The sequence below is a fragment of the Microbacterium oleivorans genome (assembly GCF_001644225.1).
GTDB classification, from domain to species: domain Bacteria; phylum Actinomycetota; class Actinomycetes; order Actinomycetales; family Microbacteriaceae; genus Microbacterium; species Microbacterium gawkjiense.
This window is the reverse complement of the sequence record NZ_LSTV01000001.1, coordinates 965,165-977,692: the sequence shown is the minus strand read 5'-3', so window position 1 is coordinate 977,692 and position 12,528 is coordinate 965,165. Positions and strand designations below refer to the sequence as shown.

Sequence of the window (12,528 nt, the reverse complement as noted above, 5' to 3'; positions counted from 1 at the left end):
TCCCAGGTTGAGCACCCATGTGAGGACGGTAGGCATGCCCTCGAGCTCCCGTCACGAAGACACCACGACCCGGTCGGCCGGGACGATCACCGGTGGTTCGTTCCCTGCGAAGCAGGGGATGTACAACCCGGCGTTCGAGAAGGACGCCTGCGGTCTGGCGATGGTCGCGACGCTGCGCGGCGAGGCGGGCCACGACATCGTGGACCTCGCCCTCACCGCGCTGCGCAACCTCGAGCACCGCGGCGCGATCGGGTCGGATGCCGGTACCGGTGACGGCGCCGGCATCCTGACGCAGATGCCCGACGCGTTCCTGCGCGCGGTGGTCGAGTTCGACCTGCCGCCCGTGGGGGAGTACGCCGTGGGTCTCGCGTTCCTCCCGACGGACCACGACGAGCGCGCCGCCCAGAAGAGCGCGATCGAGGCGATCGCGCAGAGCGAGGGCCTCACCGTCCTCGGGTGGCGCGTGGTGCCGACGGCCGACGAGAACCTCGGCAAGCTGGCGTTCCACGCCCGTCCGGCCTTCGAGCAGCTGTTCGTGTCGCGGCCGGCGGTCGGAGACGCGCCGGCGCTGTCGGGCATCGCGCTCGACCGGCGGACCTACCGCCTTCGCAAGCGCGCCCAGCACGAGCTGGACGCGTACTTCGTCTCCCTCTCGAGCCGCACCCTTGGCTACAAGGGCATGGTCACGACCCTGCAGCTCGAGCCGTTCTACCCGGATCTGCAGGACGAGCGGTTCGCGACCGAGCTCGCCGTCGTCCACTCGCGGTACTCCACCAATACGTTCCCGTCGTGGCCGCTCGCGCAGCCGCTGCGCATGCTGGCGCACAACGGCGAGATCAACACCGTCAACGGCAACCGCAACTGGATGCGGGCGCGCCAGTCGCAGCTCGAGTCCGAGCTGCTCGGCGACATCCGGCCGCTCCTGCCGATCTGCAGCCCGGGCCAGAGCGACTCGGCCTCGTTCGACGAGGTGCTCGAGCTGCTGACGCTGACCGGGCGCAGCCTGCCGCACGCCATCATGATGATGGTGCCCGAGGCCTACGAGAAGCAGGCCGACATCCCCGCCGACCTGCGCGCCTTCTACGAGTACCACTCGATGCAGATGGAGCAGTGGGACGGCCCGGCCGCCCTCATCTTCACCGACGGCTCCCTCGTGGGGGCGACGCTCGACCGCAACGGTCTGCGTCCGGGTCGGTGGACCGAGACCACCGACGGATTGGTCGTCATCGGCAGTGAGACCGGTGTGCTCGACTTCGAGCCCGAGCGCATCAAGCGCCGCGGCCGGCTGCAGCCCGGGCGCATGTTCGTCGTCGACACGGCCCAGGGGCGGATCGTCGAGGACGACGAGATCAAGCGCGACCTCGCCACCCTCCACCCCTGGCAGGAGTGGCTCGACGAGGGGCGCGTGCGCCTCAAGGACCTTCCCGAGCGCGAGCACATCGTGCACCCCATCGCCTCGATCACGCGCCGTCAGCGCACCTTCGGTTACACCGAGGAGGAGGTCCGCATCCTCCTGACGCCGATGGGCCAGACGGGTGCCGAGCCGCTGGGAGCGATGGGCTCCGACACCCCCATCGCCGTCCTCAGCGAGCGTCCCCGCCTGCTGTTCGACTACTTCGTGCAGCAGTTCGCCCAGGTGACGAACCCGCCGCTGGACTCCATCCGCGAAGAGGTCGTCACCTCGCTCGGGCTGGGCCTCGGTCCCGAGCGCAACCTCCTGGCATCCGGACCGGACCACACGCGTGTCATCACGCTCGACTTCCCGGTCATCGACAACGACGAACTCGCGAAGCTGCAGAACATCGACCGCGCCCTGCCCGGTCGGCGCTCCATCACGATCCGCGGTCTCTACCGCGCCGACGACGACGCGGACTCGCTCCGTGCGCGCCTCGACGAGATCAACGCCGAAGTGGATGCCGCGATCGCCGACGGCGTCGAGTTCATCATCCTCAGCGACCGCGACTCGACCTCGGACCTGGTTCCGATCCCGTCCCTGCTGACGCTCTCGTCGGTGCACCACCACCTCATCCGCAACGAGAACCGCATGAAGGTCGGTCTCGTCGTCGAGGCGGGCGACGTCCGCGAGGTGCACCACGTCGCGACCCTGATCGGCTACGGCGCGTCGGCGGTCAACCCGTACCTCGCGATGGAGACGGTCGAGTACCTCGTCCGCGCCGGCTACATCACGGGTGTCGAGCCCGAGAAGGCCGTGCGCAACCTGATCTACGCGCTCGGCAAGGGCGTGCTGAAGATCATGTCGAAGATGGGCATCTCGACGGTGTCCTCGTACGCGGGTGCGCAGGTCTTCGAGGCCGTCGGCCTGTCGCAGGAGTTCGTCGACACCTACTTCACCGGCACCGAGACGAAGCTCGGCGGCATCGGCATCGAGGAGATCTCGCGCGAGAACCTGGCCCGTCACGAGTTCGCCTACCCGGCGGACCAGGCCGCCCGTGCGCACGAGCGGCTGTGGACCGGTGGCGAGTACCAGTGGCGTCGCGACGGCTCGCCGCACCTCTTCAACCCCGATACGGTCTTCCGTCTGCAGCACGCGACGCGGACCCGTCGGTACGACATCTTCCGCGAGTACACCCACCTGATCGACGAGCAGGCCGCCGAGCTCAAGACGCTCCGCGGACTGTTCCGCCTCAAGACCGGGGTGCGTCCGGCGGTGCCGATCGACGAGGTCGAGCCGGTGTCCTCGATCGTCAAGCGCTTCTCGACGGGCGCGATGAGCTACGGCTCGATCTCGAAGGAGGCGCACGAGACCCTCGCGATCGCGATGAACCGTCTCGGCGCGAAGTCCAACACAGGTGAAGGCGGCGAGGACGTCGATCGTCTGCTCGACCCCGAGCGGCGCAGCTCCATCAAGCAGGTCGCGTCGGGACGATTCGGTGTCACGAGCATGTACCTCACGCACGCCGACGACATCCAGATCAAGCTCGCCCAGGGCGCCAAGCCCGGCGAAGGCGGTCAGCTGCCCCCCGGCAAGGTGTACCCGTGGATCGCCCGCACGCGCGGCGGCACCCCGGGTGTCGGCCTGATCTCGCCCCCGCCGCACCACGACATCTACTCGATCGAAGACCTCAAGCAGCTCATCTTCGACCTGAAGCGCGCCAACCCGTCCGCGCGGGTGCACGTCAAGCTCGTGAGCCAGTCGGGCATCGGCGCGGTCGCGGCCGGCACCGCGAAGGCGCTGGCCGACGTCATCCTCGTCTCCGGTCATGACGGGGGGACGGGCGCGAGCCCGCTCAACTCCCTCAAGCACGCGGGCACCCCGTGGGAGCTCGGTCTCGCCGAGACGCAGCAGACGCTGATGATCAACGACATGCGCGGCCGCGTCGTCGTGCAGGCCGACGGTCAGCTCAAGACGGGGCGCGACGTGCTCATCGCCGCGCTCCTGGGCGCCGAGGAGTTCGGTTTCGCGACGAGTGCGCTCGTGGTGGAGGGGTGCATCATGATGCGCGTCTGCCACCTCGACACCTGCCCCGTCGGTGTCGCGACGCAGAACCCCGAGCTGCGCAAGCGCTTCACGGGCAAGGCGGAGCACGTCGTCAACTTCATGGAGTTCATCGCCCAGGAGGTCCGCGAGTACCTCGCCGAGCTCGGCTTCCGCTCGATCGACGAGGCCGTGGGGCACACCGAGGTCCTCGACGTGCAGCCCGCCGTCGACCACTGGAAGGCGCACGGCCTCGACCTGTCGCCCGTCCTGCGGGGTCCCGCCTTCTCCGACGACGCACCGCGACGCCGGGTGCAGGAGCAGGAGCACGAGCTCGAGGAGCACTTCGACGTCGCCCTGCTCGACCGGGCGCGCGACGTCGTCGAGCACGGCGGCCACCTGACGATCGACCTGCCGGTGCGCAACACCGAGCGCGCCGTCGGCACGATGCTCGGACACCACGTCACCAAGGTGCACGGCGAGAACGGTCTGCCCTCCGGCACGATCGAGGTCAACCTGACCGGTTCGGCGGGGCAGTCCTTCGGCGCGTTCCTCCCCTCGGGGATCACGCTGCGCCTGGAGGGCGACTCGAACGACTACGTCGGCAAGGGACTCTCCGGCGGCGAGATCGTCGTCCGGCCGCCGCGTGCGGCGACCTTCGACGCATCGAAGAACGTCATCGCCGGCAACGTCATCGGCTACGGTGCGACGCGGGGCTCGATGTTCCTGCGCGGCGTCGTCGGCGAGCGGTTCCTCGTCCGCAACTCCGGCGCGACCGCGGTCGTCGAGGGTGTCGGCGACCACGCCCTCGAGTACATGACCGGGGGACTCGCCGTCATCCTCGGACCGACCGGGCGCAACCTCGGCGCGGGCATGTCGGGCGGTTCGGCCTACATCTACCGACTCGACCGTGCGCTCATCAACCGCGAGGCGCTCGCGACCGGCGAACTCGAGCTGCTCGAGCTCGGTGCCGGCGACGTCGAGATCCTCCGCGACCTGCTGAGCCGTCACGCCGAGGAGACCGGATCGGACCTCGCCGAGCGACTGCTCGCGAACCTCGACACCGAGGTCGCGAACTTCACTCGGGTCCTGCCGCGGGATTACGCGGCCGTTCTGAAAACCCGCCAGGAGGCGGCCGCCGAGGGGCTCGACCCCGACAGCGACGTCGTCTGGACCCGCATCCTGGAGGTGACCGGTGGCTGATCCGAAGGGCTTCCTCAAAGTCACCGAGCGCGAGCTGCCGCCGCGCCGGCCCGTTCCCGTCCGCATCATGGACTGGAAGGAGGTGTACGAGCAGGGCGACCAGGCCGTGCTCCGCCGACAGGCCGGACGCTGCATGGACTGCGGCGTGCCGTTCTGCCACCACGGATGCCCGCTCGGCAACCTCATCCCGGAGTGGAACGACCTCACCTGGCGGGGCGAGGGTCGTGCGGCCATCGAGCGGCTGCACGCGACGAACAACTTCCCCGAGTTCACGGGTCGACTGTGCCCGGCCCCCTGCGAGAGCGCGTGCGTGCTCGGCATCAACCAGCCGGCCGTCACGATCAAGCAGATCGAGGTCTCGACGATCGACGAGGCCTTCGCCAACGGCTGGGTCGAGGCCGAGCCCCCCGGGCGCCTCACCGGCAAGACGGTCGCGGTCGTCGGCTCGGGGCCAGCGGGTCTCGCCGCCGCTCAGCAGCTGACGCGCGCGGGTCACACCGTGGCCGTGTACGAGCGCGACGACCGCATCGGCGGTCTGCTGCGCTACGGCATCCCGGATTTCAAGATGGAGAAGCGCCACCTCGAGACGCGCCTGCGTCAGATGCGCGACGAGGGCACCCGTTTCCGCGCCGGGGTCGAGATCGGCAAGGACCTGTCGTGGGCGGACCTGCGCGCCCGCTACGACGCGGTCGTCGTCGCCACCGGCGCCACCGTGCCGCGCGATCTGGCGATCCCCGGTCGTGACCTCGACGGCGTGCACTTCGCCATGGAGTACCTCGTCGAGTCCAACAAGGCCGTCGCGGGCGACCAGGTTCCCCACCAGATCCACGCCGAGGGCAAGCACGTCGTCGTCATCGGAGGTGGCGACACCGGTGCGGACTGCATCGGCACCGCTCACCGCCAGGGCGCGCTGAGCGTCACGAACCTCGCGATCGGCAAGCAGCCGCCGGAGTCGCGCCCGGACCACCAGCCGTGGCCCATGATGCCCACGATCTTCGAGGTCGCCTCGGCGCACGAAGAGGGCGGCGAACGCTCCTACCTCGCCTCGACGGTCGAGTTCCTCGGCAACGAGGCGGGCGAGGTGCGTGCCCTCCGCGTGGCCGAGACCGAGTTCGTCGACGGCCGCCGCGTCCCCAAGAGCGGGACCGAGCGCGAGATCCCCGCCGACCTCGTCCTCATCGCGATGGGCTTCACCGGCCCCGAACGCACCGCCCTGGAGGAGCAGCTCGGCACCGTGTTCGACACACGCGGCAACGTCGAGCGCGCCGATGACTGGCAGTCGACCGCCCCGGGCGTGTTCGTGGCGGGGGATGCCGGGCGTGGCCAGTCCCTCATCGTCTGGGCGATCGCGGAGGGACGCGCGGCCGCTTCGGCTGTCGACGAGTACCTCATGGGGTCGACCAGCCTCCCGGCGCCGGTCCGTCCGACCGACGTCGCGATCGGTCTCCCGCACGCCTAGGCTGGAACCGATCCCAGATCCCGAATCACTACCCGACGGAGCTATTTCTGTGAGACGCGCGAAGATCGTCGCCACGCTGGGTCCCGCCACCGAGAGCTATGAGATGGTCCGCGCGATCATCGACGCCGGTGTGGACGTGACCCGCTTCAACCTCAGCCACGGCGACTACGCCGACCACGACGCCCGACTGGCCAACGTCCGGAAGGCGTCGGACGACGCCGGCCGTGCCGTCGCCGTCCTCGTGGACCTTCAGGGACCGAAGATCCGTCTCGGTCGCTTCGCCGAAGGCCCCCACTTCCTCGCCGTGGGCGACGTTTTCAAGATCACGACCGAGGACATCGCCGGCACGAAGGAGATCGTCGGCACGACCTTCAAGGGTCTGCCCGACGACGTGAAGAAGGGCGACTTCCTCCTGATCGACGACGGCAAGGTCCGCGTCCAGGTCACCGGTGTCGAGGGCCCCGTCGTCACGACGGAGGTCATCGTCGCGGGCTACGTGTCGAACAACAAGGGCATCAACCTGCCCGGTGTCGCCGTCAACGTCCCGGCTCTCTCCGAGAAGGACGAGGCCGACCTCCGCTGGGGTCTGCGCGCCGGTGCCGACATCATCGCCCTCTCGTTCGTGCGCAACGCCGCCGACGTGACGCGCGTGCACGAGATCATGGCGGAGGAGGGACGCAAGGTTCCCGTCATCGCCAAGATCGAGAAGCCGCAGGCGGTCGACGCGCTCGAAGAGATCATCGACGCATTCGACGGCATCATGGTCGCCCGCGGCGACCTGGGCGTCGAGCTCCCGCTGGAGGCCGTGCCCATCGTGCAGAAGCGCGCGGTCGAGCTCTGCCGCCGCATGGCCAAGCCCGTCATCGTCGCGACGCAGATGCTCGAGACGATGATCGAGAACCCGGTCCCCACCCGCGCCGAGACGAGCGACGTGGCCAACGCCGTCCTCGACGGTGCGGACGCGGTCATGCTCTCGGGCGAAACGAGCGTCGGCAAGCACCCCGTCGGTGTCGTCGAGACGATGGCCCGCATCATCGACGCGACCGAGACCCACGGGCTCGAGCGCATCCCGCCGCTGACGGCTAAGCCGCGGACGCAGGGTGGCATCATCACCCTCGCCGCGAACGAGGTCGCGGAGTTCGTCGAGGCGAAGTACATCTGCCTGTTCACCGAGTCCGGCGACACCGCCCGCCGCATGTCTCGGCTGCGCCCCGGCATCCCGATGCTGGCGTTCACGATCGACCCGGCGATCCGTCGCCGCATGGCGATCACGTGGGGCATCCAGTCGGCCCTCGTTGAGCATGTGGCACACACGGACCTCATGTTCCTGCAGGTCGACGACTACTTCCTCTCGCGCGGCCTCCTCGAGGAGGGTGACAAGGTCGTGGTCATCTCCGGTTCCCCTCCCGGAATCATCGGGGCGACCAACGACATCCGCATTCACAAGATCGGCGACGCCGTCCACGGCAAGGCACCGATCTACAAGGCGGAGAGCTGACGTCTCACCGTCGTCGGAAGCGGGCAGTCCTTCGGGGCTGCCCGCTTCTTAGCACTCGGGATGCCACGGCGGAAGGCCTCCGGCCGGAGATTCCGGCGGGCGTAGGGTCGGGCGGCAGGTAGTCACCACCCGATCGCAGGAGGTCATCATGGGGTTCTTCGGTTTTCTGATCCTGGGGCTCATCGCCGGCGCCATCGCCAAGCTGATCCTTCCGGGCAAGCAGGGCGGGGGCTGGTTCGTCACGCTCATCCTGGGCGTCGTCGGAGCGCTTTTGGGAGGGTGGCTGGGCAGCGTGCTGTTCAACGCGCCCCTCGAAGAGTTCTTCAGCATCCAGACGTGGCTGCTCGCCATCGGCGGCTCGCTCATCGTCCTGCTGATCTACGGCCTGATCGTCGGCCGTCGTCGGACCACCTGACGACGCGGAGAACACGGAACGGCGCCCCTGCGGGGGCGCCGTTCCGCTGTGGTGCCGGTGGTGGGAGTCGAACCCACACGCCCTTTCGGGCAACCGAGTTTGAGTCGGTCGCGTCTGCCATTCCGCCACACCGGCGCGAGCCTCAACGACGATACCGCAGGATGGCGGGTCGCCCTGGCCTAGGATGGACGGGTGACTGAGCAGGAACCCTCCACCGCCCCCCAGGCTGCCCCGGCTCCCCGACGCGTCGTCGTCGCGGAGGACGAGTCGCTGATCCGCCTCGACATCGTCGAGATCCTGCGTGACAGCGGCTTCGACGTCGTCGGCGAGGCGGGCGACGGTGAGACCGCCGTCCAGCTGGCCACCGAGCTGCGTCCCGACCTCGTCATCATGGACGTGAAGATGCCGATCCTCGACGGCATCAGCGCGGCGGAGAAGCTCAGCAAGAACCACGTCGCCCCCGTGGTCCTCCTCACGGCCTTCAGCCAGAAGGAGCTCGTCGAGCGGGCGAGCGAGGCGGGCGCCCTCGCGTACGTCGTGAAGCCGTTCACCCCGAACGACCTGCTGCCGGCCATCGAGATCGCCCTCGCGCGCTACGAGCAGATCATCACGCTCGAGGCCGAGGTCGCCGACATGGTCGAGCGCTTCGAGACCCGCAAGCTCGTCGACCGCGCCAAGGGACTGCTCAACGAGAAGATGGGCCTGTCCGAGCCCGAGGCCTTCCGCTGGATCCAGAAGGCGTCGATGGACCGCCGACTGACCATGCAGGACGTCGCCAAGGCGATCATCGAGCAGCTCGCGCCTAAGAAGTCCTGACGCGGTCGCCGTGATCGACGAGTTCGATCTCCCGGCCGACCTCGCCTCCCGTCGCGGGCCGATCACCCTCCGCAGTGCGGAGGAGGGCGACCTCGACGCGATCATCGCGCTGCTGTCGGACGACCCCGTCAGCGCGGGTCGCGGCGACGTCGCGGCATTCGACGATCGCCCGCTCTACCTGCGGGGGCTGCGGCGCATCCTCGCCGCGGAGGGCAACGACCTGCTCGTCGTCGCGCGCGAGGGTCGCATCGTGGGGACGATGCAGCTGACCGTGGTGCCGGGCATGGCGCGACGGGGGAGTACTCGCCTCATGATCGAGGCGGTGCGTGTCGCCGGCGCGGAGCGCTCGGGCGGGATCGGAGCCGCGATGATGACGTGGGTCACCGAGGTCGCGGCGCGTGCGGTGGGCGCATCCCTCGTCCAGCTCACCTCGGATGCCGCCCGCACCGAGGCGCACCGGTTCTACACGCGGCTGGGCTTCGTCGACTCGCACATCGGCTTCAAGTACCCCGTCTCGCGCTGAGCCGGGTCAGGATGCCGGCCGGTCCCGCACCATGTTGGTGATCCGGACCGTCGAACACCGCCTGCCCCGGTCGTCGGTCACCACGATCTCGTGGACCGTGAGGCTGCGGCCGAGATGCAGCGGGGTGCACACGCCCGTCACCCAGCCCTCCGTCGCGGAGCGGGTGTGGGTTGCGTTGATGTCGATGCCGACGGCGAGGCGGCCGGGTCCCGCGTGCAGGTTGGCGTGCATCGATCCGAGCGATTCGCCGAGCACGACGTAGGCGCCGCCGTGCAGGAGACCGACGGGCTGGGTGTTGCCGGCCACCGGCATCCGTGCCACCGCCTTCTCGAGGGTGAACTCCACGAGCTCGATCCCCATCTTGTCGGCGAGGGCGCCGAGGCCGCGGTCCTTCGCCCAGCTCAGGCCGTCGCCGGCGGGGAGGGCGTCGGGGGAGGGGGCGTTCTCGGACATGGCTCGGACCTCGGCTTCGGGTGGCTCCGACCCGGCGCCGATGCGGGGGAGTCGATGTCGCACGCCCGAACTAGGCTGGCTGGGTGAGCGACTCCGTACAGCCTACTCTGCTCGTCGTCGACGGCCACTCGCTGGCCTACCGGGCGTTCTTCGCGCTCCCGGTCGACAACTTCTCGACCAAGGACGGCCAGCACACCAACGGCATCTACGGCTTCCTGTCGATGTTCGTGAACCTCGTGAAGGCCGAACGTCCCACGCACCTCGCGGTCGCGTTCGACACCTCGCGGCAGTCGTTCCGCACCCGCGTCTACGAGGAGTACAAGGCGAACCGGTCCGAGTCGCCGGCCGAGTTCAAGGGGCAGATCCCGCTGCTGCAGGACTGCCTCGCGGCGATGGGCGTGCCGGTCCTCACGAAGGAGGACGTCGAAGCCGACGACATCCTCGCGACGCTCGCGACCCAGGGGGTCGAGAGCGGCTTCCAGGTGCTCGTGTGCTCGGGCGACCGCGACACGATCCAGCTCGTCACCGACGACGTGACGCTGCTCTACCCGAGCGTGCAGGGGGTCTCGCAGCTGAAGCGCTACACCCCGGACGCCGTCGTCGAGAAGTACGGCCTGCCGCCCGAGAACTACCCCGACATCGCGGCGCTCGTCGGCGAGACGAGCGACAACCTCCCCGGCGTCCCGAAGGTCGGCGAGAAGACGGCCGTCAAGTGGCTCACGCAGTTCGGGTCGCTCGACGAGCTGCTGAACCGCGCGGACGAGATCAAGGGGGTCGTCGGCGGCAACCTCCGCGAGCACCTCGACGATGTCCGCCGCAACCGTCAGCTCAACGCCCTCCTGCGCGACGTCGAGCTCGAGCTCACCCCGCAGGACCTCGCCGTCCAGCCCATGGACACGCAGGCGGTCCGCGACATCTTCGCCCGCCTGGAGTTCCGGACTCTCCTGCCGCGCGTCTTCGACGCGTTCGGTGCGGACGCGGAGCCGCCCGCTCCCGAGGTCGCGGCCCCCGAACCGCAGGAGACGGATGCCGCGACCCTCGCGGCGTGGCTGGCGGAGCAGACCGGCGAGCTCGCCCTCACCGTCGCGGTCGCCGGCGGGCTCCCGACCCGCGTCGGCGTCGCGACGACGGACGCGGTGCGCGAGACCGCGTGGGATGAGTCCGCCCGCACGGCGCTCGCCCCGTGGCTCGAGGGCGAAGCGCCGAAGGTGATGGTCGACGCGAAGTCGCAGGTGAAGGCGCTGCGCAGGGCGGGCGTGCGCCTCGGCGGGCTCGCGTTCGACGTCCTCCTCGCCGGGTGGCTGCTGCGGCCGAGCCTGCCCGACAAGAACCTCGCCGACCTCGTCGACCGCTACCTGGACGAGAAGCTCCCCGAGGCCGACCCGTCGCAGCTGGTGCCCGAGACCGAGGGCGCGACCCCGGGTCAGCTCGCCTGGTTCGCCCTGCGCGTCGCGGCCGCAGAGCGCGCGGAGCTCCCGGCATCCGTCTCCGCGGTGCTGACCGACATCGAGCTCCCGACCCTCGACGCCCTGGCCGACATGGAGCTCGCGGGCGTCTCGGTCTCCCGCGACAAGCTGTCGGGTTTCTCGGGTGAGCTCGCCGCCCGCGCCGACGCGATCGCGCAGGACGCGTACGCGATCATCGGGCGCGAGGTGAACCTCGGCTCGCCGAAGCAGTTGCAGGAGGTGCTGTTCGACCAGCTCGAACTGCCGAAGACCCGCAAGACCAAGACCGGGTACTCGACGGATGCCGCGGTCCTCGCCGACCTGCAGGACACGAATCCGCACCCGTTCCTCGGCCTGCTGCTGCAGCACCGCGAGGCCACGAAGCTGCGCCAGATCATCGAGTCGCTGACGGTCGGTATCGCCGACGACGGCCGCATCCACACGACCTACGTCCAGACCGGCAGCCAGACGGGGCGGCTCTCGAGCACGGATCCGAACCTGCAGAACATTCCGATCCGCAACGAGGAGTCGCGCCGGATCCGCGCGGCGTTCGAGGTCGGGGCGGGGTACGAGACCCTTCTGACGGCCGACTACTCCCAGATCGAGATGCGCATCATGGCGCACCTGTCCGGCGACCCCGGCCTCATCGAGGCGTTCAACTCGGGCGAGGACCTGCACCGGTTCGTGGGCGCCCGCGTGTTCGGCGTCGAGCCCGCCGAGGTGACGGCTCCGATGCGCACGAAGGTCAAGGCGATGTCGTACGGGCTCGTCTACGGCCTCAGCGCGTTCGGGCTCTCGAAGCAGCTGCGCATCGAGCAGTCCGAGGCGAAGCAGCTCATGCTCGAGTACTTCGCGCGGTTCGGCGCCGTGCGGGACTACCTGCGGTCCTCCGTCGAGCAGGCCCGCATCGACGGGTACACCGAGACGATCTTCGGTCGCCGTCGCCCGTTCCCCGACCTGACGAGTCCCAACCGCGTGCTCCGCGAGAACGCCGAGCGGGCGGCGCTCAACGCTCCCATCCAGGGCAGCGCTGCGGACATCATGAAGATCGCCCTCGTCGAGATCCACCAGGACCTCCTCGATCAGGGCCTCGGCTCACGCGTGCTGCTGCAGATCCACGACGAACTCGTCGTCGAGGTGGCCACGGGGGAGTGGGATGCCGTGGAGCAGATCGTCCGCACGCGCATGGGCGACGCGGCCGACCTCTCGGTGCCGCTCGAGGTGCAGATCGGCCGGGGCGGCGACTGGGACGAGGCGGCTCACTGACGCGGAGCGTGCGA

At 69.5% G+C, this 12,528-nt stretch carries 8 protein-coding genes and 1 tRNA gene; 7 read left to right on the top strand and 2 right to left on the bottom strand.

All coding sequences use genetic code 11. From position 1 onward, the window contains the following. The first annotated feature begins 34 nt into the window (after window positions 1-34). The 4 genes from gltB to AYL44_RS04630 all read left to right on the top strand — a co-directional run bounded on the left by gltB (window position 35) and on the right by AYL44_RS04630 (window position 8,011). Window positions 35-4,639 (top strand): glutamate synthase large subunit, encoded by a 4,605-nt coding sequence (gene gltB / locus AYL44_RS04645; RefSeq protein ID WP_064002046.1) that lies wholly within the window; start codon window positions 35-37, stop codon window positions 4,637-4,639. After that, a complete protein-coding gene (locus AYL44_RS04640; protein ID WP_064002045.1) occupies window positions 4,632-6,098 on the top strand; it encodes a glutamate synthase subunit beta in 1,467 nt (488 codons plus the stop codon). Before gltB ends, AYL44_RS04640 begins: the two co-directional genes overlap by 8 nt. Window positions 6,099-6,147: 49 nt before the next feature. After that, window positions 6,148-7,596, top strand: coding sequence for a pyruvate kinase (gene pyk, locus AYL44_RS04635; RefSeq protein ID WP_064002044.1), 1,449 nt, complete (start codon window positions 6,148-6,150; stop codon window positions 7,594-7,596). 148 nt (window positions 7,597-7,744) lie between these two features. Then, on the top strand, window positions 7,745-8,011 hold the full coding sequence (locus tag AYL44_RS04630; RefSeq protein ID WP_064002043.1) for a GlsB/YeaQ/YmgE family stress response membrane protein: 267 nt from the start codon (window positions 7,745-7,747) through the stop codon (window positions 8,009-8,011). A 49-nt stretch (window positions 8,012-8,060) separates the two neighbouring features. Here AYL44_RS04630 and AYL44_RS04625 read toward each other — a convergent pair. Next, window positions 8,061-8,146, bottom strand: a tRNA-Leu gene (locus AYL44_RS04625). Between the two features lie 57 nt (window positions 8,147-8,203). Here AYL44_RS04625 and AYL44_RS04620 point away from each other — a divergent pair. Together AYL44_RS04620 and AYL44_RS04615 are read left to right on the top strand one after the other, a co-directional pair. Continuing rightward, on the top strand, window positions 8,204-8,827 hold the full coding sequence (locus AYL44_RS04620) for an ANTAR domain-containing response regulator (RefSeq protein ID WP_064002042.1): 624 nt from the start codon (window positions 8,204-8,206) through the stop codon (window positions 8,825-8,827). A gap of 10 nt (window positions 8,828-8,837) precedes the next feature. Further along, a complete protein-coding gene (locus AYL44_RS04615) occupies window positions 8,838-9,350 on the top strand; it encodes a GNAT family N-acetyltransferase (protein WP_064002041.1) in 513 nt (170 codons plus the stop codon). A gap of 6 nt (window positions 9,351-9,356) precedes the next feature. Here AYL44_RS04615 and AYL44_RS04610 read toward each other — a convergent pair whose 3' ends face one another. Next, window positions 9,357-9,803, bottom strand: a complete 447-nt coding sequence (locus AYL44_RS04610; protein ID WP_064002040.1) for a PaaI family thioesterase — start codon at window positions 9,801-9,803, stop codon at window positions 9,357-9,359. A gap of 83 nt (window positions 9,804-9,886) precedes the next feature. Here AYL44_RS04610 and polA point away from each other — a divergent pair, with 83 nt between their 5' ends. After that, entirely contained in the window at window positions 9,887-12,514 is a 2,628-nt protein-coding gene (polA, locus tag AYL44_RS04605) for a DNA polymerase I (RefSeq protein WP_064002039.1), read from the top strand. Window positions 12,515-12,528 lie beyond the last annotated feature (14 nt).